At 67.1% G+C, this 24,734-nt stretch carries 27 protein-coding genes; 6 read left to right on the forward strand and 21 right to left on the reverse strand.

Annotation, left to right across the window (positions count from 1 at the left end; all coding sequences use genetic code 11):
- Positions 1-25: 25 nt before the first annotated feature.
- Positions 26-256: a hypothetical protein gene (locus EYZ64_RS28605; protein ID WP_135458951.1), complete on the forward strand. Its 231-nt coding sequence runs from the start codon at positions 26-28 to the stop codon at positions 254-256.
- On the opposite strand, the gene EYZ64_RS28610 is transcribed toward EYZ64_RS28605, so the two are convergent.
- A complete protein-coding gene (locus EYZ64_RS28610) occupies positions 239-1,000 on the reverse strand; it encodes an alpha/beta fold hydrolase (protein ID WP_135458953.1) in 762 nt (253 codons plus the stop codon). The two genes, EYZ64_RS28605 and EYZ64_RS28610, sit on opposite strands and share 18 nt — an antisense overlap.
- Positions 1,001-1,039: 39 nt before the next feature.
- Between EYZ64_RS28610 and EYZ64_RS28615 the strand changes: the two genes are divergently transcribed.
- The 4 genes from EYZ64_RS28615 to EYZ64_RS28630 are packed head-to-tail and all read left to right on the forward strand — an operon-like array spanning position 1,040 to position 4,663.
- Positions 1,040-1,357 carry an antibiotic biosynthesis monooxygenase family protein gene (locus EYZ64_RS28615; RefSeq protein ID WP_064883921.1) on the forward strand — a complete coding sequence of 106 codons (318 nt, stop codon included), beginning with the start codon at positions 1,040-1,042 and terminating at the stop codon, positions 1,355-1,357.
- A complete protein-coding gene (locus tag EYZ64_RS28620; protein ID WP_210115592.1) occupies positions 1,332-2,696 on the forward strand; it encodes a serine hydrolase in 1,365 nt (454 codons plus the stop codon). Before EYZ64_RS28615 ends, EYZ64_RS28620 begins: the two co-directional genes overlap by 26 nt.
- Positions 2,697-2,714: 18 nt before the next feature.
- Positions 2,715-4,154: a serine/threonine-protein kinase gene (locus tag EYZ64_RS28625; protein WP_135458955.1), complete on the forward strand. Its 1,440-nt coding sequence runs from the start codon at positions 2,715-2,717 to the stop codon at positions 4,152-4,154.
- Positions 4,151-4,663, forward strand: a complete 513-nt coding sequence (locus EYZ64_RS28630; RefSeq protein WP_135458957.1) for a hypothetical protein — start codon at positions 4,151-4,153, stop codon at positions 4,661-4,663. Before EYZ64_RS28625 ends, EYZ64_RS28630 begins: the two co-directional genes overlap by 4 nt.
- Positions 4,664-4,674: 11 nt before the next feature.
- Here the strand turns inward: EYZ64_RS28630 and EYZ64_RS28635 are convergent, their stop codons facing one another.
- The 6 genes from EYZ64_RS28635 to lysS all read right to left on the reverse strand — a co-directional run bounded on the left by EYZ64_RS28635 (position 4,675) and on the right by lysS (position 11,299).
- On the reverse strand, positions 4,675-5,232 hold the full coding sequence (locus tag EYZ64_RS28635; RefSeq protein WP_135458959.1) for a histidine phosphatase family protein: 558 nt from the start codon (positions 5,230-5,232) through the stop codon (positions 4,675-4,677).
- Positions 5,229-5,999, reverse strand: coding sequence for a CbtA family protein (locus EYZ64_RS28640; RefSeq protein ID WP_135458961.1), 771 nt, complete (start codon positions 5,997-5,999; stop codon positions 5,229-5,231). Before EYZ64_RS28640 ends, EYZ64_RS28635 begins: the two co-directional genes overlap by 4 nt.
- A 24-nt stretch (positions 6,000-6,023) precedes the next feature.
- Positions 6,024-6,239: a CbtB domain-containing protein gene (locus tag EYZ64_RS28645; RefSeq protein ID WP_135458963.1), complete on the reverse strand. Its 216-nt coding sequence runs from the start codon at positions 6,237-6,239 to the stop codon at positions 6,024-6,026.
- Positions 6,240-6,460: 221 nt separating this feature from the next.
- Positions 6,461-8,989: an ATP-dependent protease ATP-binding subunit ClpC gene (gene clpC1, locus EYZ64_RS28650; RefSeq protein ID WP_135458965.1), complete on the reverse strand. Its 2,529-nt coding sequence runs from the start codon at positions 8,987-8,989 to the stop codon at positions 6,461-6,463.
- 313 nt (positions 8,990-9,302) lie between these two features.
- Complete coding sequence (gene lsr2 / locus EYZ64_RS28655) at positions 9,303-9,644, reverse strand: histone-like nucleoid-structuring protein Lsr2 (RefSeq protein WP_135458967.1); 342 nt, start codon at positions 9,642-9,644, stop codon at positions 9,303-9,305.
- A gap of 131 nt (positions 9,645-9,775) precedes the next feature.
- Positions 9,776-11,299 (reverse strand): lysine--tRNA ligase, encoded by a 1,524-nt coding sequence (lysS, locus tag EYZ64_RS28660; RefSeq protein WP_135458969.1) that lies wholly within the window; start codon positions 11,297-11,299, stop codon positions 9,776-9,778.
- Between the two features lie 23 nt (positions 11,300-11,322).
- On the opposite strand from lysS, the gene EYZ64_RS32135 reads away from it, so the two are divergent.
- Complete coding sequence (locus EYZ64_RS32135; RefSeq protein WP_167857648.1) at positions 11,323-11,469, forward strand: hypothetical protein; 147 nt, start codon at positions 11,323-11,325, stop codon at positions 11,467-11,469.
- Here the strand turns inward: EYZ64_RS32135 and EYZ64_RS28665 are convergent.
- From EYZ64_RS28665 to EYZ64_RS28730, 14 genes are all read right to left on the reverse strand, one after another.
- Positions 11,453-12,268 (reverse strand): type III pantothenate kinase, encoded by an 816-nt coding sequence (locus EYZ64_RS28665; RefSeq protein WP_135458971.1) that lies wholly within the window; start codon positions 12,266-12,268, stop codon positions 11,453-11,455. The two genes, EYZ64_RS32135 and EYZ64_RS28665, sit on opposite strands and share 17 nt — an antisense overlap.
- Positions 12,268-12,684 carry an aspartate 1-decarboxylase gene (gene panD, locus EYZ64_RS28670; RefSeq protein ID WP_135458973.1) on the reverse strand — a complete coding sequence of 139 codons (417 nt, stop codon included), beginning with the start codon at positions 12,682-12,684 and terminating at the stop codon, positions 12,268-12,270. The genes EYZ64_RS28665 and panD overlap by 1 nt, the downstream gene beginning before the upstream one ends.
- On the reverse strand, positions 12,684-13,628 hold the full coding sequence (gene panC / locus EYZ64_RS28675) for a pantoate--beta-alanine ligase (protein ID WP_135458975.1): 945 nt from the start codon (positions 13,626-13,628) through the stop codon (positions 12,684-12,686). The genes panD and panC overlap by 1 nt, the downstream gene beginning before the upstream one ends.
- A complete protein-coding gene (locus tag EYZ64_RS28680) occupies positions 13,625-14,596 on the reverse strand; it encodes a Rossmann-like and DUF2520 domain-containing protein (protein WP_135458977.1) in 972 nt (323 codons plus the stop codon). The genes panC and EYZ64_RS28680 overlap by 4 nt, the downstream gene beginning before the upstream one ends.
- An 83-nt stretch (positions 14,597-14,679) precedes the next feature.
- The gene (locus tag EYZ64_RS28685) at positions 14,680-16,203 is read right to left on the reverse strand and encodes a DUF6779 domain-containing protein (RefSeq protein WP_135458980.1); all 1,524 of its coding nucleotides are present in this window, start codon (positions 16,201-16,203) and stop codon (positions 14,680-14,682) included.
- Positions 16,204-16,281: 78 nt separating this feature from the next.
- Entirely contained in the window at positions 16,282-16,758 is a 477-nt protein-coding gene (locus tag EYZ64_RS28690; protein ID WP_135458982.1) for a DUF3180 domain-containing protein, read from the reverse strand.
- Complete coding sequence (gene folK, locus EYZ64_RS28695; RefSeq protein WP_135458984.1) at positions 16,758-17,294, reverse strand: 2-amino-4-hydroxy-6-hydroxymethyldihydropteridine diphosphokinase; 537 nt, start codon at positions 17,292-17,294, stop codon at positions 16,758-16,760. The genes EYZ64_RS28690 and folK overlap by 1 nt, the downstream gene beginning before the upstream one ends.
- Positions 17,291-17,662: a dihydroneopterin aldolase gene (gene folB, locus EYZ64_RS28700; protein ID WP_135458987.1), complete on the reverse strand. Its 372-nt coding sequence runs from the start codon at positions 17,660-17,662 to the stop codon at positions 17,291-17,293. Before folB ends, folK begins: the two co-directional genes overlap by 4 nt.
- Positions 17,655-18,464: a dihydropteroate synthase gene (folP, locus tag EYZ64_RS28705; RefSeq protein ID WP_210115709.1), complete on the reverse strand. Its 810-nt coding sequence runs from the start codon at positions 18,462-18,464 to the stop codon at positions 17,655-17,657. Before folP ends, folB begins: the two co-directional genes overlap by 8 nt.
- 44 nt (positions 18,465-18,508) lie before the next feature.
- The gene (gene folE, locus EYZ64_RS28710) at positions 18,509-19,126 is read right to left on the reverse strand and encodes a GTP cyclohydrolase I FolE (protein ID WP_135458991.1); all 618 of its coding nucleotides are present in this window, start codon (positions 19,124-19,126) and stop codon (positions 18,509-18,511) included.
- A gap of 19 nt (positions 19,127-19,145) precedes the next feature.
- A complete protein-coding gene (gene ftsH, locus EYZ64_RS28715; RefSeq protein ID WP_135458993.1) occupies positions 19,146-21,446 on the reverse strand; it encodes an ATP-dependent zinc metalloprotease FtsH in 2,301 nt (766 codons plus the stop codon).
- 124 nt (positions 21,447-21,570) lie between these two features.
- Positions 21,571-22,455, reverse strand: coding sequence for a PaaX family transcriptional regulator C-terminal domain-containing protein (locus tag EYZ64_RS28720; RefSeq protein WP_135458995.1), 885 nt, complete (start codon positions 22,453-22,455; stop codon positions 21,571-21,573).
- Complete coding sequence (locus EYZ64_RS28725) at positions 22,452-23,660, reverse strand: saccharopine dehydrogenase family protein (protein ID WP_135458997.1); 1,209 nt, start codon at positions 23,658-23,660, stop codon at positions 22,452-22,454. The genes EYZ64_RS28720 and EYZ64_RS28725 overlap by 4 nt, the downstream gene beginning before the upstream one ends.
- Entirely contained in the window at positions 23,657-24,682 is a 1,026-nt protein-coding gene (locus EYZ64_RS28730; RefSeq protein ID WP_135458999.1) for an alpha/beta hydrolase family protein, read from the reverse strand. Before EYZ64_RS28730 ends, EYZ64_RS28725 begins: the two co-directional genes overlap by 4 nt.
- Positions 24,683-24,734 lie beyond the last annotated feature (52 nt).

Below are 24,734 nucleotides of genomic sequence, written 5' to 3' on the forward strand. Positions count from 1 at the left end.
TATTTCCCCGACAAGCATTACTGCCATGACTGTTGCACTCGCTCTGATCATCCTGATCTCGCCCTTCGCGGTCGCCGCGGCAGTGGGCTGGGCGGCACGGCGCAGCAAGATCCTGCGGTTCCGCCTCGATCTGTTCGACATCGACCAACCCGACTACGAGACGTATCGCGCTGGCCATGACCTCGACGCGATACGCAGCCGGTTCGAACACCAGCCGGCCTGGCCGAGCGCAGGCGTCCTAGGCGAGCGCCGTTAGAAACCCGGTGACAGCTTCGCGGTACACCTGGGGCGCGTCGTCGTGGATCAGATGACCCGCACCGGGAACGTGCAGATACCTTGCGTCCTGACCGATCTCGGCCATCCGGCGCATCTGCCCGGGCGGCGCCACTGAATTGCCCGCCTCCATGAGAAGGGTCGGAACGCGCACGTCCCGCCACTGCTGCCAGTAGTCCCGCGTCCCCCACTGGGCAGCGATGTCCAGCCACCACTGCGGATACCCGTGCAGCCGCCAACCGGTGGCCGTCCGATCGAACGCCTCCAGGAAGTACTGACCCGCGACGGGCCCGAACTCGTCGTAAACCTCCTGTGCCGAACCGAACTCGACCGGGAGAGCGTGCACCCACGGCTCCCACGGGCCGGTGGTGCGGCCCCGGAAATCGGGGGCCATGTCCTCGACCACCACCGCGCGAGCCAGTTCCGGGCGGGCCGCTGCCAGACACCAGGAATGCAACGCCCCCATGGAATGTCCCACGAACATCACCGGCCGCCCGAGCCCGGCCACGGCATCGCCGAGATCTGCGACGAACCGCTCGGTGCTGATCGGATACGGGTCGACCACATCGCGCCCGCGGTGCCACGGCGCGTCGTAGGTGTACACCTCACCCAGCTCCGTCAACCACGGCGATTGGCGTGACCATGTGCTGCCGCGGCCCATCAAGCCGTGCACCAGGACTATGGGCTCGCCGCGGCCCCCTCTGTGGGTGAGCAGATCTGTGACCATCCCGTTATCTTGCCGGGCACTCACGGTAGCCTGAACGGCATGCCTGTCGTGAAGATCAACGCCATTGAGGTACCGCCTAACGCAGGCCCGGAACTGGAGAAGCGGTTCGCCAACCGTGCACACTCCGTCGACAACCAGCCCGGGTTCCTCGGCTTCCAACTGTTGCGTCCGGTCAAGGGCGAAGACCGTTACTTCGTGGTCACGCAGTGGGAAACCGAGGAGGCCTTCCAGGCCTGGGCCACGGGCCGCGCCGCCGAGGCACACAAGGGCGAGCACGCCAACCCTGTGGCCACCGGCGCATCGCTGCTGGAGTTCGAGGTTGTGCTGGACGTTGCAGGGCCCGCTGCCCAGGCGTAGCCGCGGCCGGACGCTGCACCGCACGGTTGGCCTGACGGCCATCACCGCGGTCGTCGCGGCCCTGGCTTGTGGCTGTTCGCAGAGCGTTGCGCCCGCGGCAGAAGTGTCCTACGGCGCGCGCATCGACACCATCACCCCGCCCGGTCTGCGGGCCAAGCAGACCATGGACATGCTCAACTCCGACTGGCCGATCGGCCCCATCGGCGTGCGCACCCTCGCCGTACCCGAGAAGGTCGATCTGGTCGGCACCAAGATGGACTCCATCTGGTGGGACCGCCCGTTCACGGTCAACTCGGTGGACATCGGGGCCGCGCAGGCGACGTTGCACGTGCAGACGTCCTACAACGTCGCCCAGGACATCGAGCTGCGGACCAACGACGTGGGCCTCGTCGACCGCTTCGAGGTCACGCTCGTGCCTCCGAAGATCGACAAGTGGTCTGACATCGACGCCGAACTGACCAAGTCGGGGGCGCGGTACTCCTACCGGGTCTCGAAGGTCAACAACGGTAAGTGCGAGCAGGTCGCGGGCACCAACACCGATATGTCGCTGCCTCTGGCCTCCATCTTCAAACTGTATGTACTGCTTGCGGTTTCGGACGCGGTCAAGGCCGGGACGCTGAGCTGGGACGACCACCTCACGATCACCAAGGAAGGCAAGAAGCTCGGTTCCGCCGGGCTGGACAAGCTTCCCCCCGGCGCCCAGATCACCGTGCGGACCGCCGCCCAGCAGATGATCTCGGCCAGCGACAACATGGCCACCGATCTGCTGATCGGGCGGATGGGCCCGGCTGCGGTGGAACACGCACTGGTGACCGCAGGTCATCACGATCCGGCCAGCATGACCCCGTTCCCGACCATGCACGAGGTGTTCTCCGTTGGTTGGGGCGAGCCGAATCTTCGCGACCAGTGGAAGACCGCCTCCCCCGCTGACCGGGTGGCACTGCTGCAGCAGACCAATTCCCGCCCCTACGAACCGGATCCGTACCGCACCCACACCCCGGCCTCCAACGACGGCCTGGAGTGGTTCGCCAGTGCCGCCGACATCTGCCGGGTGCATGCCGCACTGCAGGCCTCGGCATACGGGCCCGCCGCGCCGGTGAAGGACATCCTCTCCGCACTGCCAGGCATCGACCCCGACCCGGCGAAGTGGAAGTACATCGGCGCCAAGGGCGGCAACCTGCCCGGCGACCTGACGTTCAGCTGGTACGCGGTGGACTACACCGGGCAGCCGTGGGTGTTCAGTTTCCAGCTGAACTGGCCGAAGTTCCGTAGCCCCACCGCTGCGGGCTGGTTGTTGCAGATTGCCAAGCGGGCATTCGCCATGGCGCCTGTGGGTTAGCTCGGTACGATCCGCTGCATGCCGCTGCAGACGGGGTCGAATTTTGCTGGGTTCACGGTGATACAGCCGCTGGGCTCCGGCGGGATGGGCGAGGTCTATCTGGTCGAGCACCCGCGCCTGCCCCGCCAGGAGGCCATCAAGATTCTGCCGGCCAGCGCCTCCCAGGATCCCGACTACCGCGACCGGTTCACCCGAGAAGCCGAACTGGCCTCGAGTTTGTGGCATCCCAACATCGTCGCCCTGCACGACCGCGGCGAGGCCGACGGCCAACTGTGGATCTCGATGGACTATGTCCGCGGCCAGGACGCTGCGGTTCTGGCGCGGGCGTATCCGGCGGGGCTGCCGCTGCCCCAGGCGACGGCGATCGCCACCGCGGTCGCCTCAGCACTGGACTACGCGCACGGCCACGGGATGTTGCACCGCGACGTCAAGCCCGCCAACATTCTGCTCGGCGAGAGCGACCACGCCGACCAACGCATCCTGCTCGCCGACTTCGGCATTGCCCGCCGCACCGGGGACATCAGCGGACTGACCGCAACCAACACCACCGTGGGCACCGTCGCCTACGCCGCCCCCGAGCAGCTGTTGGGTAACCAACTGGATGGCCGGGCCGATCAATATGCGTTGGCCGCCACGATGTTTCACCTTCTGGCCGGCACACCTCCGTTCGTCGATTCCAATCCTGCCGTCGTGATCGGCAAGCACCTCAGTGCGGCGCCGCCTCCCCTGTCGCAGTTCCGGCCCGAACTGGCCCGGCTGGACCCGGTTTTCGCGCGAGCATTGGCGAAGTCGCCCGCCGACCGCTACCCGAAGTGCTCAGATCTTGCGCAGGCACTTGCCAGTGTCGGCGGCGGTGCCGTGTTCGGTGCGCCGCAATCGATCCATCAGCAGATGACGATGCCGGCCGCGATCGCGCCGATGGCGCAGGCACCGACGCAGTTCGCCGTCCCAGCGGCATCACCTCGCGGGACCGCCGCGGCGGTGGCCGTCATGCTGGCGCTCCTCGTGTTGCTCACCGGCGCGGGCGTGTTCACGGCGTGGCAGTGGTCGCGCCCCACCCCTCATGCCGCGACGTCGACACAGTGGCAGCCGTATACCGATTTCGCCAAGTCTTTCACCGAACGGATGATGTCGGTGAGTGCAAAGAACAGTGACACCGACGTCGATTGGATCTTGGACAACTCGACCGGAGCATTTCGCGACGACTTCGCCTCACAGCGTGACACTTTCGTCCAGACATTGAAAGGAAGCGGTGTCACAACGACCGCGACCACCAAATCCGTGGCGCTGAAGTCCTTCGACGATCGCGCCGAGAGCGCGATGATTCTCGTTGCCGCAGTCGCACAGACAGCGAGCAACGCCGCCCCTGACCAGACCCCTCGAAGCTGGCGACTGATCATGACCATCGAGAAAGTCGACGGCACCTTCAAGACTTCGAAAGTTGAGTTCGCATCGTGACGGGCCGCCAGACGGTTCTGTGGATCATCAACGCCGCATTGATCATCGGTGTCGCCACCGTGACTGCGCTCGGCGGCATCCAGCTGATCGTGAAAAGTCGCCCAGCACCGACCGCACTCGCCGATCAGGCTGACCTACGGCAGGCCGTCACCGATGCCGCGGCGACCAACACCGTCAAGATCATGACGTACTCCTCCGACACCATCGAGCAGGACCTGGCTGCGGGACTTGCGGTCACCACGGGCGCATTCGCCGACTACTACAAGAATTTCACCCAGCAGACCGTCCTTCCTGCCGCGCGCCAGAAGAACGTCAAGACCACGACAACCGTTGTGCAGTCCGGCGTCATCTCCATCGACAACCCCGTCACAGCAGCGGCTTTGGTGTTCCTCAATCAAGTCACCACCAGCACGGACAACCCAGACCCCTCCACCAGTCAGAGCGCCGTGCGGGTGGGCCTGAAGAAAGTCGACGGACAGTGGCGCATCGACAGTTTCGATCCCCAGTGACCTGACCGGCCTCACGAGGTAGCGCTGCACCGCAGCGTCCAGGCCTGACCACGGAAATTCATCACGGTCCGGCTCATCGGCGCGATATCGATGCGCCAGAACGATTTTGGCGGGGCATCCAGGGCCACCAGGATAGCCGCCCGGATCACCGCGGGGTGAGTGACGGCGACCAGCCGTCCCCGCGCCGAGGCCAGGCTGTCCATCCAACCGTGCACCCGGTTGACGAGGTCGACCACCGACTCGCCGCCGTGGGGCGCCCGGGTCGGATCGGTCAGCCAGACCGCCAGGTCTGCGGGCTGTACGCCGCTCAGTACAGCTCCGCGCCAGCTCCCGAAGTCCAGATCCGCCAGTTGGGGTTCGACCGCCGCCGACAGGCCGAGCAGTTCGGCGGTCTGGCGGGCCCGCTTCTCGGGGCCGCAGTGCGCGGCGTCGACGACCCCGAGTTCGACGGTCGCATCGGCCTGCCGATGGCCCAACGCATTCAGCGGCTCATCGGTGGGAAATCGTCCGGCCGCCGTGGCGTCGGTCATGGCATGAGACACCAACGTCAGCCGGACGACTTCACTCACGCGTTCAGTTGCTCCTGTCGCTTGCCCTCGAGCACCTTCGACACCAGCGCCCCAAACACCAGTCCGATCGTCGCCCAGATCACCACCTGGGTGCCCAGCGAGTACAGCCGGAACTGGTAGAGGTCATCGGCAGGGAACGTCGACGGGGTCTCATGGATGCCCGGCAGGATCAGGAAGACCACGGCCATCGACACCACGTAGTCCGCGGCGCCGACCAGGGTGGCATTCCACACCCCTAGCCTCGGCGTCAGTCGACGCGCCAGCAGGACCGAGCCCACGAACAGCCCGGCCGAGAGCACCACCAACAGCAGGTACAGCAGGGTCCGCTGCTGGATGGTCTCCTCGAGGCTGACCGCAGGTGGGTTCGGCGGGTATTTGAGCGCCGGGACGATCCACAGCGAGACCAGCATGCCGCCGGCGGTCAGCGCCGCCAACGCCCGCGCGGACAGGTTGGCCCTGCCGTACACCGCGCAGAACACGACGGCCAGCAGCGCTCCCATCGCCACGCTGAAGATCAGTACGCCAAGACCCATGCCGATGTTGGACTGCACGCCGCGGGTGAACACCTCGGCGCTCTCGCCGCCGCCGTGGGAATGTCCCCCGGCGCCATGTGAATGCTCTGCCGCTTCATGCGCTGCACCGACACCGTTCTCGAAGTCGATTGCCCGACCGATGATCGGCTCGATCAGCAGCTTGGCCCAGATGAAGGCGAACACGCCAGCTAGGGCGCCGGCCAGAAGGCCGCGCCCGATGATCTGTTTTTCCATTTTGTTCGGGATCTCCGCTGCGTATCAGTGGCAGGGGAAACCGAGCAGGTGCCGGGCGTCGTGCACGAACTCGTGCACGTAGGTGTTATTGCCCAGAACCGAGGTTGCGCCTTGGTCCATCCCGACGAAGTAGAGGGCCAGCAGCGCGATGAACGCCGTCAGGGTCAGCCAGAGCACCGCCTTGGTGGCCGACAGCTCGATCGCGGGGGCGTGGCTCTTGCGTGCCTCAGTGGGAGTCATACCGGTCCTTTCCGGGAATTCGCGTCCCAGTCCGTGTCGTGACAGGTAAGGGTCTGACTGTTAACAGTGGCGCGGCCGTCCTGGATTCTCACCAGGTTCCTCTGCCTGTCGATTACACCAGCATCCTAAACACCGCGCAGGAGTTCTCCGCATCGGCAGGTATGAAACCGGCATGAAAAATGCCCCCGCCGTTGCGGCGGGGGCATTTTTCGTCTTGGACCTTATTCGGCGGTCGCTCCGGCCTTCGCCAGATCCGGACCGTCGGAGCCGGCCGCCTTGGGCGCGCCGGCGAACGTGAACTTCGCGTTCTCGCCTGCACCTTCGCCGTCCCAACCCTCGACGTCGACCGTCACCAACTGGCCCGGGCCGAGCTCTTCGAAGAGGATCTTCTCGGAGAGCTGGTCCTCGATCTCGCGCTGGATGGTGCGCCGCAGCGGGCGGGCACCCAGCACCGGATCGAAGCCGCGCTTGGCCAGCAGGGACTTGGCCTTGTCGGTCAGCTCCATGGCCATGTCCTTGGCCTTGAGCTGGTTTCCGACCCGGCCGATCATCAGGTCGACCATCTGGATGATCTCGTCCTGTGTCAGCTGGTGGAACACGATGATGTCATCGATACGGTTGAGGAACTCAGGCCGGAAGTGCTTCTTCAGCTCGTCGTTGACCTTCTGCTTCATCCGCTCGTAGTTGTTCTCCCCGCCGCCCTGGCTGAAGCCCAGTCCGACCGCCTTGGAGATGTCGGACGTGCCCAGGTTCGAGGTGAAGATCAACACCGTGTTCTTGAAGTCGACCGTGCGGCCCTGACCGTCGGTGAGACGACCGTCTTCCAGGACCTGCAACAGGCTGTTGTAGATCTCCTGGTGGGCCTTCTCGATCTCGTCGAACAGCACGACCGAGAACGGCTTGCGGCGCACCTTCTCGGTGAGCTGGCCGCCCTCTTCGTAGCCGACGTAGCCCGGAGGGGCACCGAACAGCCGCGACGCGGTGAAGCGGTCGTGGAACTCGCCCATGTCGATCTGGATGAGCGCATCGTCGTCGCCGAACAGGAAGTTGGCCAGCGCCTTGGACAGCTCGGTCTTACCGACACCGGACGGGCCGGCGAAGATGAACGAACCGGAGGGACGCTTCGGGTCCTTCAGGCCGGCGCGGGTACGCCGGATCGCCTTGGAGACGGCCTTGACGGCGTCCTCCTGGCCGATGATCCGCTTGTGCAGCTCGTCCTCCATGCGCAGCAGGCGCGTGGTCTCGGCCTCGGTCAGCTTGAACACCGGGATACCGGTCCAGTTGCCGAGCACCTCGGCGATCTGCTCGTCATCGACCTCGGCGACAACGTCGAGATCGCCTGAGCGCCACTGCTTCTCACGCTCACCGCGCTGGGCGACCAGCTGCTTCTCGCGATCACGCAGGCTCGCGGCCTTCTCGAAGTCCTGCGCGTCGATCGCGGACTCCTTCTCCCGGCGCGCGTCGGCGATCTTCTCGTCGAACTCCCGCAGGTCTGGCGGAGCGGTCATCCGGCGGATGCGCATCCTGGCGCCGGCCTCGTCGATCAGGTCGATCGCCTTGTCCGGCAGGAACCGGTCGTTGATGTACCGGTCGGCCAGGGTGGCCGCGGCCACCAGCGCGCCGTCGGTGATCGAGACGCGGTGGTGCGCCTCGTAGCGGTCACGCAGACCCTTGAGGATCTCGATGGTGTGCTCGACGGTCGGCTCACCCACCTGCACCGGCTGGAAACGACGCTCCAGGGCGGCGTCCTTCTCGATGTACTTGCGGTACTCGTCGAGCGTGGTGGCACCGATGGTCTGCAGCTCGCCACGGGCCAGCTTCGGCTTCAGGATCGACGCGGCGTCGATCGCGCCCTCGGCAGCACCCGCACCCACGAGCGTGTGCAGCTCGTCGATGAACAGGATGATGTCGCCGCGGGTGTTGATCTCCTTCAGCACCTTCTTGAGGCGCTCCTCGAAGTCACCGCGGTAACGGCTGCCGGCCACCAGCGAACCGAGGTCCAGGGTGTAGAGCTGCTTGTCCTTGAGCGTCTCGGGAACCTCGCCGTGCACGATGGCCTGCGCCAGGCCCTCGACGACGGCGGTCTTGCCGACGCCGGGCTCGCCGATCAGCACCGGGTTGTTCTTGGTGCGGCGGCTCAGCACCTGCATGACCCGCTCGATTTCCTTCTCACGGCCGATGACCGGATCGAGCTTGCCCTCCATGGCGGCGGCGGTCAGGTTACGGCCGAACTGGTCGAGGACCAGCGAGGTCGACGGGTTGCCAGACTCGCCACCACGACCACCGGTGCCGGCCTCGGCGGCTTCCTTGCCCTGGTAACCGCTCAGCAGCTGGATGACCTGCTGGCGCACGCGGGTCAGCTCGGCGCCGAGCTTGACCAGCACCTGGGCCGCGACGCCCTCGCCCTCACGAATCAGGCCGAGCAGAATGTGCTCCGTGCCGATGTAGTTGTGGCCAAGCTGCAGCGCCTCGCGCAGGGACAGCTCCAGCACCTTCTTGGCGCGCGGCGTGAACGGGATGTGCCCGGACGGGGCCTGCTGGCCCTGGCCGATGATCTCCTCGACCTGGCTGCGCACGCCTTCCAGCGAGATGCCCAACGACTCCAGCGACTTGGCGGCTACGCCCTCGCCCTCGTGAATAAGACCCAACAGGATGTGCTCGGTCCCGATGTAGTTGTGGTTGAGCATCCGGGCCTCTTCTTGCGCCAGGACGACGACCCTGCGGGCACGGTCGGTGAATCTCTCAAACATCGGTGGTTACCTGCTCTCCATCGCTAGCGATACCCGCGTACGGCCACGTTCTATCGGTTTTCCAGTAGCCCGCACGTAGTACCTACCGTCCACTCTAATGGGCGGCCGTCCCGGGCGCGGAGGTTGGCGGTCCGTTCCGCAGAGCGATCACCCGGTACGAGCTGTCCACATGTAGTTCTGCAGATGAGCAACGCCGCCGGTCGGCGAATCGTTTCCGAAATCCACGGCTTTCCGGTTCGCCACTAGCGAAAAACTCCGGACCGGGAATTCTCACCGGTCCGGAGCTGGCAACTATCGGTTAAGTTGCAGTCGTTTATGTTGCGGCGTGGAAAGCGTCGATGACGTCGGCGGGGATCCGGCCACGGGTGGACACGTTGTGCCCGTTGCGGCGGGCCCATTCGCGGATGGCGGCACTCTGCTCTCGATCGATGGCGCCACGGCCACGGACCGGGCCTGCCGCCCGTCCGCGTCGACGCCCACCGACCCGGCGTCCGGCCTCCACCCACTGCTTCAGATCGTTACGGAGCTTGGCGGCATTCTTGGAGGAAAGGTCGATCTCATAGGTAACACCGTCGAGGCCGAATTCGACCGTCTCATCGGCGGTGGCCTCACCGTCGAAATCATCGACCAACGTGACGGTCACTTTTTTCGCCATTACCCCGCACCGAACCCTTCTGCATACGCATTGGTGACTACACCTGAGTATCCTGCACCCGCGACCCAATGTGCCACAAAAACGCAAACATTTCCAACGACCTGTCGATCAAGTCGGATCGGTTGCACTGGCTAGTTACTGTGACGGCGAACAATCGGGAACAAAACCGTCTCCCGAATAGACAACCCCGTCAACGCCATCAACAAGCGATCGATACCCATTCCGGTACCCGTTGTGGGCGGCATCGCGTACTCCAATGCGGCAAGGAAATCGTCATCGAGAACCATTGCCTCGTCGTCGCCGGCGGCGGCGGCACGGGCCTGGGCTTCGAATCGTTCCCGCTGGATTACCGGGTCGATGAGTTCGGAATATCCGGTGGCGAGTTCGAAACGCCGCACGTAGAGATCCCATTTCTCGGTCACTCCGGGGATGCTGCGGTGAGCCCGGGTAAGCGGCGAGGTCTCGACCGGGAAGTCGCGCACGAACGTGGGAGCCCACAACTTCTCTCCCACGGTGTGTTCCCACAGTTCCTCGACCAATTTTCCGTGCCCGTAGCCACGGTCCCGCGGAATCTCCAACTCGAGTCCCTCGGCAATACGCCACAAGTACTCAACTGAGGTGTCGGGCGTGATCTCCTCACCGAGCGCCTCAGACAGCGAGGGATACATTTCCAATGTGTCCCATTGGCCGTCGAGATCGTAGACAGTGCCATCAGGCAATGGCACTTGACGCGTGCCGATCGCCTCGTCGGCAACCTCTTGAATGAGTTCCCGCGTGACTTGCGCCGAATCGTTGTAGTCACCGTAGGCCTGATATGTCTCCAACATCGAGAATTCCGGCGAGTGTGTGGAATCGACGCCTTCGTTACGAAAGTTCCGATTCAACTCGAAAACCCGGTCAAAACCACCGACGATGCAGCGTTTGAGGAACAATTCCGGTGCAATCCGAAGGTACAGATCAACGTCGAGCGCATTGGAATGGGTGATGAACGGCCGTGCCGCCGCCCCGCCGGCCAGCGTTTGCAGCATCGGCGTCTCGACCTCGAGGAAACCGCGCCGTTCCAGCGCCGCCCGCACCGCGCGCACCACTGCCACCCGCTGACGCGCGATGCTGCGCGCCTCCGGACGCACGATGAGATCGACATAGCGCTGACGCACGCGGGCCTCTTCGCTCATTTCCTTGTGAGCAACGGGGAGCGGTCGCAAGGCCTTGGCCGCCATCTGCCACGAATCGGCCAGCACCGACAGCTCACCGCGCTTGGAGCTGATCACCTCGCCGTGGACGAACACGATGTCGCCCAGATCGACGTCGGCCTTCCACGCATCCAGCGACTCCTGCCCCACCTGGGCCAGGCTGATCATCGCCTGCAACTGCGTGCCGTCGCCCTCCTGCAGGGTCGCGAAGCACAACTTGCCGGAATTCCGGGCGAACACCACCCGACCCGAGACACCGACCATCTGGCCGGTCTGGGTGTCGACGGCCAGATCCGGATAGGCGGCGCGCAGTTCGGCCAGCGAATGGGTCCGCGGAACGGTCACCGGATAGGGCTCGCGGCCTTCTGCCAGCAGGCGCTCCCGCTTGGCCTGACGAATCCGGAATTGTTCAGGAAGGTCGGCCTGGGACTGGGACGCGTCGTCGCGATCGGCTGGGCTCACAAAATGCCAGCTTAAATGAACACGTGGGCGCTCAATTGCACGCCGACGAGGTGGCGGCACTCGACCATGAGCCGCTGGACTGGCGGTTCAAGGGCATACCCGCTCCCCGGTGGGGGTCAGACCGCCCTCCAGGTGTGCACAACCTCACACCGGTCACCGGGCCGGCTTGAGCCTGCCCCGCTGGCTGTCGCGGTTGCGCTCGAACACCAGGCGCAGGCCGTCGAGGGTGAGGTGGCGGTCGTAATGCTCGACTGTGCGCAGGTCCGGCAGCACCAAGGGAGCGGTGTAGCCGGTGGCCACCACCGCGACGTCGCTGCCGGAGAACCCGTCGACGTCCTCGCGGATCCGGCTGACCAGTCCGTCGACCAGCCCGGCGAACCCGAAAACCGCACCGGCCTGCATGCATTCCACGGTGTTCTTGCCGATCACCGACCGCGGACGGGTCAACTCGACCCGGCGCAGCGCGGCCGAGCGGGCGGCCGCGGCGTCGGAGGACACCTGTACACCGGGTGCGATCGCCCCGCCGAGGAACTCACCTTTGGCTGACACCACGTCGACGCAGATCGACGAGCCGAAGTCGACGATGATCGCCGCGGTGCCGTATTTGTGGTAGGCGGCAAGGCAATTCACGATCCGATCGGCGCCGACTTCCTTGGGGTTGTCGACCAGCAACGGGATACCGGTACGCACGCCGGGCTCGATCAGCACATGCGGCACAGAGGGCCAGTACTGCTCGAGCATCAAGCGCACCTCATGCAGCACCGAAGGCACGGTGGACAGCCCCGCGGCCCCGGTCAGGTGCTCGGAGTCGTCACCGATCAGGCCGTCGATGGTGAGCGCCAACTCATCGGCGGTCACCTCGGATTCGGTCCGGATCCGCCACTGCTGCACCACTTTCGCGTGGTCTCCGGAACCGGAGATCAGTCCGACCATGGTGTGGGTGTTGCGGACGTCGATGGCGAGCAGCATTATCGCGGCGACATCAGTTCGGACGCATCTGCGGGGACGTACGCGGGGTCGTGGCTGTGTTCACCGAGGTCGATGTGCTTGTTGTCGGCGTCCACGAACACGATCCGCGGCTGGTAGGTGCGAGCTTCGGCGTCCTCCATCACCCCGTAGGCGATGAGAATGACCAGGTCGCCGGGGTGGATGAGATGTGCTGCGGCACCGTTGATCCCGATCACCCCCGTGCCGCGCTCACCGGTGATGGCGTAGGTCACCAGCCGGGCACCGTTGTCGATGTCGACGATGGTCACCTGCTCGCCTTCGAGCAGGTCGGCCGCCTCCATCAAGTCGGCGTCGATGGTCACCGAGCCCACGTAGTGCAGGTCGGCCTGCGTCACCGTGGCACGGTGGATCTTGGATTTCAGCATGGTGCGCTGCATCAGTTCCTCCAGGGCAGTTCGTGATTGTCGCCGTCGCCGACGCGAGGGTGTCCGTCGATTCCGGCGGACGCCCCGATGTCGACAGAGATGTTGTCCAGCAGCCTGGTTCGGCCCAGCCGGGCCGCCACCAGCAGCCGCGCCTGGCCCTCGCCCGGCGCGGGGCCCAGCATCGGGTCCCGCACCTCCAGGTAGTCGACGTCGATCGCGGGTACCTCGTCGAGCACGGCCCGGGCCGCATCGATGGTGGCCGACGCGCCGCCGGCCGCGGCGTACTTACCGGCCAGCAGAGCCGCCGACAACGCCCCGGCCTGCTCACGTTCATCGGCGTCCAGGTATCGATTCCGCGACGACATCGCCAGTCCGTCGGATTCGCGGACGATGGGAACTCCGACGATCTGTACGTCGATGTTGAGATCGGCGACCATCTGCCGGATCAATGCCAGTTGCTGATAATCCTTTTCGCCGAAGAAGGCCCGGTCGGGCCGGACGATCTGGAGCAGCTTGAGCACGACGGTCAGCACACCGGCGAAATGACCGGGGCGCGAGGCGCCTTCGAGCTCGCCACCCGCAGGACCCGGTTGCACACTGGTCCGCGGGCCGTCCGGGTACATTGCCGAACCGGTTGGGGTGAAAGCGATCTCGACCCCTTCGGCACGCAGCGCGGCCAGGTCCTCATCGAGGGTGCGCGGGTAGGCGTCGAGATCCTCTCCGGCCCCGAACTGCAACGGGTTGACGAAGATCGACACCACCACGACGGCACCGGGGACGCGCTTGGCGGCGCGGATCAGCGTCAGGTGGCCCTCGTGCAGCGCACCCATGGTGGGTACGAGGGTGACCCGGCGCCCGCTGGCGCGCAGGGCCCGGGTGACGGCCGCGACATCGGCAGGTGCCGAGTAGACGTTCAGTTCACCGGCGACGAACTTGGGAGGGTTGCTCTGGGTCATCCTTGACTCGTTTCAGGGCTGGTTTCCGGGCCGGTGCCTGAGAGCACCTCGAAGACGTCCATGGGCGCGTGGGCGCGTTGGGCGGTACGCAGCGAATCGGCCCGATACGCCTGGGCCAGTTGATAATCCAATGCGCGTAGGGCATTCAGATGCGCGGCCACCGCTGCTGCGTCACCACGCGCAACAGGTCCGGTCAATGCGGCCTGGCCCCGTTGGAGCGCATTTTCCAGCGCGGCCCGGGCCAGTGGGCCCACCACCCGCTCGGGCAGACCGCCGGGGGCATCGCCGACAAGTTCCTGGCCGAGCAGTTCCTCGCCGCGCAGTGAGGCCCGCAGGGTGTCGACGGCGTCGAGCACCAGGGTGACCAGGTGGTTGCTGGCATGCGCCAGCGCCGCGTGGTACTGCGTCCGCGCGTGCTCGGGCACCCGGAACGGCTCACCGCCGATCTCCAGCACCAGCGACTGACCGATCGCGTAACCGACTTCGTCGGCCGCGGTGATCCCGAAGCACGTATCGGGCAGCCGCGCGAGGTCCTCGTCGGAGCCGGTGAACGTCATCGCCGGGTGAATGGCCAACGGAATGCACCCCTGCTCGGTCAGCGGGGCCAGTACCGCGACCCCGTTGGCGCCGGAAGTGTGCACCACGATCGTGCCGGGCCGCACCACGCCGGTGGCTGCAAGACCCGATACCAGTGACGGCAGCTCGGCGTCCGGAACCGTCAACAGCAGGAGTTCGGCCCGCTGCGCCACGTCGGGGACGGGAAGGATCGAGGTGTCGGGCAGCCGGCGCTGCGCCCGCAGCCGCGAGGCCTCGGAGATCGCGCTGCACGCCACCACCACGTGCTCGACCCGTTCCAGGGCATAGCCGAGCGCCGTGCCGACCCGGCCGGCCGAAATGATGCCGACGCTGAGCCTGGCAGGACGCAATCCCTCAGGGGGGGACCACCCGTTTGCAGGGGGCTGCTCCATCGCAGACGACCTCACAGGATGAATAGGTTTCTTCTCGTTCCAGTCCCGCGTTGCGGGTACCGGACGGTCGTCACGAGACTAGCTCACTCCTCGCGGCGCCTGCGACGCCCGCCTTCGGCAGGGCCGGACTGAAACCGCGCCAGCAGCTCATTCACCGACTGTCCGTCGGCATGGTGTCCGTTCGCCGGCTCGGGTTCCGCTTCGCTGCCGTGCCGTGAAGCCCGCCGGGGCGGCGTCGGTGGTTGCGAGGATTCTGTGGCCAATGCCGGGGACGCCGGTGCCGCCGGGGAGCGGCCGGGATCGGCGATCTCCGCTGCGGCGGAGTGCCGGCCACGGGGCGGCTCGGGAGCCTGAGCCGCCGACATTGCGGGGGCCGCCGGCGGGGCCGGTTCGGCAGGCGCCGGGGCCGGTTCGGGGGCCTCCGGCGGCGTTGCCTCGGGGGCGTCCGGCGGGGTTGCTTCGAGCATTGAATCAGGTGCGCGACGCCTGCCGACATACTCCGTCGTGGCGCCGTTCTGAGCGATGGGCGCAGCCCAGTTGCTGCCGGGGGCGCCGGCGGGAATCCACTGCCCCTCGGCGGGAGCCGGTTGCCAACCCGTGGCCGCAGGCTCGACTGCCGGTGCAGGCGTGCTCGCCGGCTCGGGTTCAGGGGCTTCGATCGTGGGCGAGGGCTGCATCGGCGGCATCGCCGGCGGCGGTGGGGGCGGCGCCCAGGTCGACGGCGGCTCGGGCTGCCTGCGTGCGGCCGGTTGCGGCTCGGGTCGGGGTTGCGGCTCCGGCCGGGGCGCAGGTTGCGGCTCAGGTCGGGGCTCAGGTCGAGGCGCAGGTTGCGGTTCTGGCCGAGATACGGGTTGTGGTTCAGGCCACGGCTGGGGCCTGGGCTCCGGCTGACGGGGGGCCTCCTGCTGACGGGGGGCCTCCTGCTGACGCCGTCGGCGCCGGGCCTGTTCACCGGCAGGCATCGGTCGCGACGGCAGACGATGCGCACCACCCGAGGTCGCCCAGTCGTTCTCCGGCGGATGCGGTTCGGCCGGAACATCGATGATCGGGCTTTCCTCGGTCCGCGAAATCCGAATGTCGGTGACCTCGACCGGCGGCACGTCCAGGCGGCTGGCGGTCACCCGGCCCGCGGTGCGCACGGCGCTCTTGTCGGTCTCGATCGCCGGGCGGTGCACCAGGTCCGTGTCGAACAGGATCTCCAGGTTCGCCCGCAACGCGGCCAGCTCTGAGCGCAGCGCGGCAACCTCGTCGGCGGCCTGCGCGCGCAACTCGGAGGCCAGCTCCCGGCGCAGCTCGGTCTCGACGGTCAGCTCGTACTCCCGCCGCGCCGAGATCTCCCGATCCAGCTGCAGGTCGTAGACGAACTTCAGGTCCCGGGCCTTGGCCTGGTCCAGGTCACTCTGACGCCGGTAGATGACGGAGACGAAGGCCGCCACCACGGCAGCCCACAGGGCCAGGATGACTGCGAGCTTCAGCAACTCGACGCGATCGGTGAACACCAATGCGGAACTGGCCAGAATGGCGAGTACCAGCAATACCGTTAAGAGCAGCCAGCCTGGCCTTCGGCCGCCGCGCCGTGGCCGACCACCGCGGGGCAGAACGGTCATGCGCCGACTGTACCCGTCACCGGTCATCTAGCCTGGCGACCACCGCGGCGATTCGGCCAAACTACCTCAGACAATCCGTCACTCAGGCGCAGTGTCCCCGTTGTCCGGCGGTTCCTCGGGAGACTTGCAACAGTGCTGCAGCCACACCGCCGCGATGGCCAGAGCCAGGGCACTGACCGCTGCCACCGCCGCGCCGGGAGTGTCCTCCCCGGCAACCCGCAGTTCGCCGCGGCGGGGCAGCAGGTACACCAGCACACCGATCCACCAGCCCGCGACGATGGCGCCTACCCAGGCCGAGGCCTTGGCGATCACGACCGACCGGGCCACCGTGAGCGGGTGCAACCGGCCCGCGCCGACCCCGATCTGCCCGTCGTTGATCTTGGCCCGCACGTAGAACGCCCAGCCCGCCTCGATGAGCGCGACCGCCAGTAGCGAAAGCCCGGTCCACAATGTCAACGGCGGGAACCAGCGGTAGAGCACCCCGATCAGCACGTAGCTGACGATGGCGACGACGGCGACCGTGCCGGCCAGGTCACGCTTGCGGGTGGGGCCCATCAGTCCGCCACCGGTTCGGTGCCGAAGTCCAGCACCAGGTCGGTGCGCCTGACCCCGGCCCGCTCGGCCGGATCGATCTCCTCCAGCAGGTGCGCCACCCGACGGGACCGGCCGGCCACCGTCAGCGTTGCATCCGGATCCACCACCAACCAGGGGATCAGGACGAACGCGCGCAGGTGGGCATGCGGATGCGGCAACGTCAGGTCGTCGTCATGGGAAAGCACCTCGACGCCACCGTCATGGCAGGCCACCAGGTCGACATCGAGGGTGCGCGGGCCCCACTTCTGCTCCCGGACCCGGTCCGCCGCCTGCTCGAGCCGCTGACCGCGACACAGCCAGCCGTGTCCGTCGAGGCCGGGATCATCGGCGATCAGCACCGCGTTGAGGAACGGGCCCTGCTCGACTCCGCCCCAGGCGTCGGTCTCGAACACCGGCGACACCGCGCGTACCGCACTCCCGAGGCCGTCGACCACTGACTGCAACCGGGCCAGCCGGTCGCCGAGATTCGACCCGATCGACAGGACAGTGGTGGTCACAGCGTGCCCCTGCGGGACCGCCGGGCCACCACCGCGACATCGTCGAAGGCCAGCGGAATCGGGGCGCTGGGCTTGTGTACGACAACCTCGACCGCGTGCAGACGCTCGTCGGTCATGATGGCGTCGGCGATCTCGGCGGAGACCGTCTCGATCAAATTGCGCGGCGGGCCCGCGACGATGTCAGCTGCCTGCTGGGCCAGCGCGCCGTAGTCGAGGGTGTCGGCCAGATCGTCGGTGGCCGCCGCGCGGCGCAGGTCCACCCACGCCGTGATGTCGACGACGAACTCCTGGCCATCGCGGCGCTCATGGTCGAAGACCCCGTGATTGCCGCGAACCCGCAAGCCGCGCAACTCAATTCGATCAGCCAACCCGACCTCCAGATTCCCAGGCTTCCAGCACGGCGAGCGCGTCGACGGAGGCCACCACATCGTGCACCCGAACACCCCAGGCACCGTGCTGGGCGGCCAGCATCGAGATCGCCGCGGTGGCGGTCTCCCGACCGTCCGGTGGCCGCGGTGTCCCATCCTCCCCGGCCAGCAATGCACCCAAGAAACGTTTGCGTGACGCACCCACCAACACCGGGATCCCGGTGTCGATGAATTCGGGCAGCGCACGCAGCAAGGCCCAGTTGTCCTGGGCGGTCTTGGCGAAGCCCAGGCCCGGGTCGATGATCAACCGCTGCGGGTCGACACCCGCGGCGACCGCGGCATCGACAGCGGCCAGCAGCTCGGCGCGGACCTCGGTCACCACGTCGCCGTAACCCGGGGCGTGGTGAGGCTGCTCGGCACTGACCGAACGCCAGTGCATCAGGATCCACGGCACCTTCGCCTCGGCGAGCAGGGGCGCCATGTTCGGGTCGGCCAGGCCGCCGGACACGTCGTTGACGATCTGCGCGCCGCTTTCCAGGGCAACCCTTGCCACGTCGGCATGCATGGTGTCGATGCTGACGGTGATCCCTTGGGAGGCAAGCGCTTCGATCACGGGAGCGACGCGGGCCGCCTCCACGGCAGGGTCAACCCGCACCGCACCGGGGCGGGTTGATTCCCCGCCCACATCGATGATCGCGGCGCCGGCGGCAGCGAGCGCCAGCCCATGTGCGACGGCGCGGTCACGGTCGATGAACTTGCCGCCGTCGGAAAACGAATCGTCGGTCACATTCACCACGCCCATGACCTGCACACGCGTTCCGCGACGGACAATCGGGCTGGGGAGGTTCACTTCCGCAGGATAAGTTCCAGCGCCTCGGCCCGGGATGCCTTGTCGGTCTTGAACTGTCCGCGCACCGCGGAGGTGGTGGTGACCGCGCCGGGTTTGCGGACACCGCGCATGGCCATGCAGAGGTGCTCGGCCTCGATCACCACAATGGCCCCGCGCGGGTCGAGCTTGCGCATGAGCGCATCGGCGATCTGAGCGGTCAGGCGTTCCTGCACCTGCGGGCGTTTCGAGTACAGGTCGACCAAGCGGGCGATCTTCGACAGCCCGGTCACCCGGCCGTCGACCCCGGGGATGTATCCGACGTGGGCCACCCCGTGGAACGACACCAGGTGGTGTTCACACGTGGAGTACAACGGGATCTGCTTGACCAGCACGAGTTCGTCGTGTTCCTCGTCAAAGGTCGTGTTGAGCACCGCGTCCGGGTCGGTGTAGAGCCCGGCCATCAGCTCTTTGTACGCACGCGCCACGCGGGCCGGGGTTTCGAGCAGACCCTGACGGTCAGGGTCCTCACCGATAGCGATCAGCAGCTCACGCACCGCCGCCTCGGCCCGCGGTTGGTCGAACACCCGCGTGGCCGTATCGGTGTTGTTGTGATGCTCGCGCAGCGACTGCGACATCGAAGCCTCCGTTCTCGGATCAGCCGTGGGCCGGTGGGTTGGACCGGTCGGCCCGCTCGGGACCGCCATCCTGACTCGCCTCCTCGTTGGGGGCGGGCTGGCCGGGATGAGGATAGGGCTGATACGGGTACGGCTGGGGCTGTTGCCATCCCGACGGATGCGGCGGGGGGTACCAGTAACCCTGCTGCTGCTGGGGCGGCTGGTATCCCGGCTGCGACGGCGCGGGCGGCCAGCCCGGGGCGTGCCAACCGGCCGGTGCGCCGTAGTCGGGCTGGGTCGAACCGTTCGGCGGCGCACCATTTGTGCCGGCACCGTTGGTCTCGTTGGCCCGCTCGGCCTCTCGGCTGGCGGCAGCGATGGCGGCCTTGAACGCCGGCTCGGGGACCGGCGGCGGCCACGGCTCGCCACGCTCGATGGCGATCTCGCCCGGCGTCTTGATCGGCGGCTTGTCCGACGGCACCCGGCCACCGAAGTCGTCGAACATGGTCAGCCGGGGACGCTTCTTCACGTCGCTGAAGATGGCCTCCAATTCGGCGCGGTGCAGTGTCTCCTTCTCCAGGAGCTCACCGGCCAAGGTGTCGAGCACATCGCGATACTCGGTGAGGATCTCCCACGCCTCGGTGTGAGCGGCCTCGATGAGCTTGCGCATCTCATCGTCGATATCGCGGGCGACGTCGTGGGAGTAGTCCGGCGTGGTGCCCATGGTGCGGCCCAGGAACGGGTCGCCGTGCTCGGTGCCGTATCGCACGGCGCCCAGCTTGGAGCTCATGCCGTACTCGGTGACCATGGCGCGCGCGATCTTGGTGGCCTGCTCGATGTCGGACACCGCACCTGTCGTGGGCTCGCGGAAGACCAGCTCCTCGGCGGCGCGGCCACCCATGGCGAACACCAGCCGGGCGATCATCTCCGAGCGGGTCATCAGACCCTTGTCGTCCTCGGGGACTGCGACGGCGTGGCCGCCGGTGCGACCGCGGGCCAGGATCGTCACCTTGTAGATCGGCTCGATATCGGGCATCGCCCACGCGGCCAGGGTGTGCCCGCCCTCGTGGTAGGCGGTGATCTTCTTTTCCAGCTCGCTGATGATGCGGCCCTTGCGGCGCGGTCCGCCGACGACGCGGTCGACGGCCTCTTCCAGCGCCGCACCGGTGATGACGGTGCCGTTCTCGCGGGCGGTGAGCAGTGCGGCCTCGTTGATGACGTTGGCCAGGTCGGCACCGGACATGCCGACGGTGCGCTTGGCCAGCCCGTCCAGGTCGGCGTCGGGGGCGATCGGCTTGCCCGCCGAGTGCACCTTGAGCACCGCGCGACGGCCGGCCAGGTCGGGGTTGGACACCGGGATCTGCCGGTCGAAGCGGCCCGGACGCAGCAGGGCCGGGTCGAGGATGTCGGGCCGGTTGGTGGCCGCGATCAGGATGACGCCCTGGCGGTCGCCGAAGCCGTCCATCTCGACGAGCAACTGGTTCAGCGTCTGCTCACGCTCGTCGTGGCCGCCGCCCATGCCGGCGCCGCGCTGACGACCGACGGCGTCGATCTCGTCGACGAAGATGATGCAGGGGCTGTTGGCCTTGGCCTGCTCGAACATGTCGCGCACCCGGGAGGCGCCGACACCGACGAACATCTCGACGAAGTCCGAACCGGAGATCGTGAAGAACGGAACGCCGGCCTCACCGGCGACCGCGCGGGCCAGGAGGGTCTTACCGGTTCCGGGCGGGCCGTACAGCAGCACACCCTTGGGGATCTTGGCGCCCAGCGCCTGATACCGGCTCGGGTTCTGCAGGAAGTCCTTGATCTCGTAGAGCTCCTCGACCGCCTCGTCGACACCCGCGACGTCGGCGAACGTGGTCTTGGGCATGTCCTTGCCCAGCTGCTTGGCCTTCGACTTGCCGAAGCCGAAGCCCATCCGGCCGCCGCCCTGCATCCGGGAGAACATCACGAACAGGCCGACCAGCAACAGCAGCGGCAGCATGTAGATCAGCATCGAGCCGAGGAAGCTGCCCTGATTGACAGTGGTGCCGAACTTGATGTGCTTGGCATCCAGCTGATCGGCCAGCTTGATGGCATAGCCGGTCGGGTACTTGGTGATGACCTTGTCGGAATTCTCGGTCTCGTCTTTGCCGCTCTTCAGATCGAGACGCAGCTGTTGTTCGCGGTCGTCGATCTGGGCGTTGTTGACGTTGTCGGCATTGATCTGCGCCACCGCCACCGAGGTGTCGACGGGTTTGTAGCCGCGGGTGTCGTCGCTGAAATAGAAAAACGACCAGCCCAGCAACAGCACGACCGCGATCACGGTCAGCGTACGGATCACATTTTTGCGGTTCATCGATCACTCGGCCGAGTTCGGCCCGGTCCTTCCAACGTGCGCAGTTGAGACATTCAAGGCTACCGCTAGACCAACGTCCGGCAGTTCCCGACGGTATCCAGCCCCACTACACATACTGGAAGCACTACTGCCGGCGGGCGATACCGGCCACTTCTGCGATGACATCGGCATACCAGCGGAAGAGGTTCAACGGCTCGGGCTGATCGTCGCGCAGCAGGTCTGACCAGCAGTCCGCGACCGCAGCGCGGGCCACGGCACCGATCCATGGCTGCGGCAACAGTTGGGGTGGCAGCAGCGGATCCGGCTCCACCGCCCGGGTGAACTCCGCGGCCAGCTCGATCGCGACGCCGAGCCGCACGGCGCGGGTGGCGCCGGGCAGCGCGTGCACCGATCGCTCCGCAGTCGCCAGGAGTCGCCGGTGGCCATCCGCGATGGCCTCCAGCGGCCACAGCGCTCCGGCAAGGGCCTGCGGCTCGGTGACTCCCCCGACGTCGAGGTCGGTTGTGGTGAGGATGGTGACCCGGTCGGAGACGCCCAATCGGTCGGCCGCAGCCCGCACGTGCGGCTCCCACGCGTTGGGCGATACATAGAGTCCGCCCTGGATGGGTGCGCCGCCCAACCGGAGAACCGCATCGCGCATCGCGTCGCGGGCCGCGCGGGCCGACTCACCGATCGCGAAGGCCACCACATGCCATTCGTGGTCCCAGTCGGCCTGCCCGCGGTCCTGCGCGTACATGTAGCGGACGAACTCGAGGTCCGGCTCGATGGTGCTGCGGACCTCGGGAGTCGCGCGTAACACCGCCTTCCGCCCGCGGCCGTCCTGAACGAACTGCCCTTCGGCGACGAGGCGCTTGATGCACAACCTGACCTGCTGGTCGCTCATGCCGAGGGTGTTGGCGACTTCGTAGAGTTCGCCCGCGTCGACCGTGGCATCCTCGCGGATCAGGCTCTCCACCAGGGTGCGGGTCGGGACGGCACGGTCGGCGTCGGTGCTCGTGTCAGGGCTCATCGGTACTCCTGCTCCGTCACGATGAGCGGCGGTGAACCGGTGCGACCGAGCTCGCGATCGAGGTCGGCGAAGAAGCGCTCGCTGCTCATCACCGCATCGGGTGGGTGCACACCGGCCCGCCGTGCGGTGCCGTCGACGACCTGGGACATGCCGAGCGCCAAGGGAATTCCGGTGGCGCGGGCCATGTCCGTCAGCAATGCGCCGATGCCGGCCTCAGCGCTGAGGTGGGCCAGCACCGCCCCCTCGCGGCCTTGGCGGTCACCGTAGGCCACCGCGAAGAACGGCGGCAGCGTGCCGGGGCCCTTGTTCAGCACCGCACGCGGCAGCGACCGGATGACGGTGGGGAGATGCGGCTTGGCGACGCGACGCGCGGCGGCCTCGTTGGTGAGCCTGCCGCTGTCGATGTCGCGCCGCAACACGTCGAGAAAGGCGACCGCCGACGGCGTGACGACCATGAGGTTGGCCGATTCCCCGGTCGGTTTGAGGGTGCGTTGCAGCGTGACGGGTTCGGGGTGTCCGACGGTGTAGGCAGTGCCGCGGCGTCCGCCGGGCAACTCGAGTGTCACCGGACGCAACGGCGGTTGTTCGGTCAATGAGCCTGCCCGCACCGCTGTGATGGTGCCACTGCTCTGCTGCATCCAGTGAACCGCGGCCGCGGTCGGTGATCCGTCCGGGCCGATCAGCTGGTCGCTGCTGTCCTCGATCCCGGCTGTCACGTCGACCGGCCAGGCGGTGTACACGTCGCGGACGGTGTCGAGCGGAGCCGCCGCCGTCGCGGCGAGCAGGTTGCTCACGCCAGGGCTGGCACCCATGCCGATCACGGCAGTCACGCCCGCCGCACGGGCCGAGGCGTCGAGTTCGAGCATCTGCACTGTGGGTTCCCAGTCGTCGCAGATGTCGAGATAGTGCGTGCCGGTGTCGATCGCGGCACGCAGCACCGCCAAACCGAAGCGGTAGTAGGGGCCGACGGTGTTGAGTACCAGGTCGACCTCGCCGAGGGCTCTGCGGAGTTCGGCGCCATCGGTGACGTCGACCCGGCGGGCGACGGTCGGCACCGGCGCTCCCACCAACTCTCGGGCGACGCGCTCGGCCGCCGCGAGATCACGGTCGGCGATCACGATCCGCTCCACGCCACCGGAGAACGCCGCGGTCCGCACAGCCGCGGCACCCATCGCTCCGGCTCCGCCCAGCGCGAGGACTCTCATGGTGTGCTCCTGTCGGGAAGGTGATCGACGAACTCCCGCAGGGAGTCGAGGTAACCGGGCGCGTACAACGAGCGCGGCGCGAACACGGCCACCAGGAACGAACGCAAGCCCTGGCGATGGTCGAGCCGGGCCTTGGCGATGCTGTGCGAGGCGTCCGGGAACTTGTGGACGGTGAGTCGGCCCGGCGGCAGCTGCGCGCGATAGACCCGCTCGGTTTCGGCGACGTCGACGTTGCGGTCGTCCGCGCCGAGCATCAGCAGTACGGGAACCTCGATCCGGGGCAGTACCGAAGTGACGTCGGACAGGTAGTTGGCGCGCACGAACCGCAGCCGGTCGGCGGACATCGGCGGGTCGTCGATGCCGCTCGCGACGTACCGGTCGTAGTCGGCGCCGGCACGCAGCAGCCGTACCGATTCGGTCCGGCGTTTCAGCGCGGCGGCGATCTCGGGGCCGCCCGCTCCCTGTGCCCGAAGTTCGGCCAGCAGGTTGTATTCGCCTTGCCGCAGCCAGTTGATCGCCGGCCCGACCAGGATCATGAACCGCAGCTCGGGGTGGTTCGCGGCCACCTCGGGGAGCACCCAGCCGGCCTGACTGATCCCCCACACCCCGATGCGGTGCGGGTCGATGTCGTCGCGGCTGCGCGCCCAGGTCAGCACAGCCTCGGTCTCGATGGCACGGTCATGCATGCTCTGGGACAGCCAATTGCCCGGCGCCCCTTCGATTCCGGGCTTGTTCCAGGACACCGAGGCGTAACCGGCCCGGGCGAACGACTCCCACAGCGGCCGGTAGAACGAATCGCGCGACGCGTCAGCAGGGCCATCGCCGTGCACGAAAACCACCAGACCGTAGGGCTTTTCGCCGCGGGTCGGCAGCGCCAGGATCGCGTCGAGCGGCTGCGTCGACCCGGGTATCGCCACATGCTCCTCGGTGATGTCGAAGTCGTTCTGACACAGGATCACCGCACCGAGTGCAGCCGCGACAACACAGCAGACGGCGATCACCCGGATGCACACGCGAAGCATCAATCTATCGTATCTCATACGGCCGTGTTTATTTTGATAGTTTTGAATCGGC

The sequence above is a fragment of the Mycobacterium sp. DL99 genome, from assembly GCF_004762045.1.
Taxonomy (GTDB): Bacteria; Actinomycetota; Actinomycetes; order Mycobacteriales; family Mycobacteriaceae; genus Mycobacterium.

Bases quoted from the DNA above. Each gene is read 5' to 3' on its own strand.
- EYZ64_RS28605 (WP_135458951.1), top strand. From the start codon at position 26: ATGACTGTTGCACTCGCTCTGATCATCCTGATCTCGCCCTTCGCGGTC.
- EYZ64_RS28610 (WP_135458953.1), bottom strand. From the start codon at position 1,000: ATGGTCACAGATCTGCTCACCCACAGAGGGGGCCGCGGCGAGCCCATA.
- EYZ64_RS28615 (WP_064883921.1), top strand. From the start codon at position 1,040: ATGCCTGTCGTGAAGATCAACGCCATTGAGGTACCGCCTAACGCAGGC.
- EYZ64_RS28625 (WP_135458955.1), top strand. From the start codon at position 2,715: ATGCCGCTGCAGACGGGGTCGAATTTTGCTGGGTTCACGGTGATACAG.
- EYZ64_RS28640 (WP_135458961.1), bottom strand. From the start codon at position 5,999: ATGGAAAAACAGATCATCGGGCGCGGCCTTCTGGCCGGCGCCCTAGCT.
- EYZ64_RS28645 (WP_135458963.1), bottom strand. From the start codon at position 6,239: ATGACTCCCACTGAGGCACGCAAGAGCCACGCCCCCGCGATCGAGCTG.
- clpC1 (WP_135458965.1), bottom strand. From the start codon at position 8,989: ATGTTTGAGAGATTCACCGACCGTGCCCGCAGGGTCGTCGTCCTGGCG.
- lsr2 (WP_135458967.1), bottom strand. From the start codon at position 9,644: ATGGCGAAAAAAGTGACCGTCACGTTGGTCGATGATTTCGACGGTGAG.
- EYZ64_RS28665 (WP_135458971.1), bottom strand. From the start codon at position 12,268: ATGCTGCTCGCCATCGACGTCCGCAACACCCACACCATGGTCGGACTG.
- panD (WP_135458973.1), bottom strand. From the start codon at position 12,684: ATGCAGCGCACCATGCTGAAATCCAAGATCCACCGTGCCACGGTGACG.
- panC (WP_135458975.1), bottom strand. From the start codon at position 13,628: ATGACCCAGAGCAACCCTCCCAAGTTCGTCGCCGGTGAACTGAACGTC.
- EYZ64_RS28680 (WP_135458977.1), bottom strand. From the start codon at position 14,596: ATGGAGCAGCCCCCTGCAAACGGGTGGTCCCCCCCTGAGGGATTGCGT.
- EYZ64_RS28685 (WP_135458980.1), bottom strand. From the start codon at position 16,203: ATGACCGTTCTGCCCCGCGGTGGTCGGCCACGGCGCGGCGGCCGAAGG.
- EYZ64_RS28690 (WP_135458982.1), bottom strand. From the start codon at position 16,758: ATGGGCCCCACCCGCAAGCGTGACCTGGCCGGCACGGTCGCCGTCGTC.
- folP (WP_210115709.1), bottom strand. From the start codon at position 18,464: ATGGGCGTGGTGAATGTGACCGACGATTCGTTTTCCGACGGCGGCAAG.
- folE (WP_135458991.1), bottom strand. From the start codon at position 19,126: ATGTCGCAGTCGCTGCGCGAGCATCACAACAACACCGATACGGCCACG.
- ftsH (WP_135458993.1), bottom strand. From the start codon at position 21,446: ATGAACCGCAAAAATGTGATCCGTACGCTGACCGTGATCGCGGTCGTG.
- EYZ64_RS28720 (WP_135458995.1), bottom strand. From the start codon at position 22,455: ATGAGCCCTGACACGAGCACCGACGCCGACCGTGCCGTCCCGACCCGC.
- EYZ64_RS28725 (WP_135458997.1), bottom strand. From the start codon at position 23,660: ATGAGAGTCCTCGCGCTGGGCGGAGCCGGAGCGATGGGTGCCGCGGCT.
- EYZ64_RS28730 (WP_135458999.1), bottom strand. From the start codon at position 24,682: ATGCTTCGCGTGTGCATCCGGGTGATCGCCGTCTGCTGTGTTGTCGCG.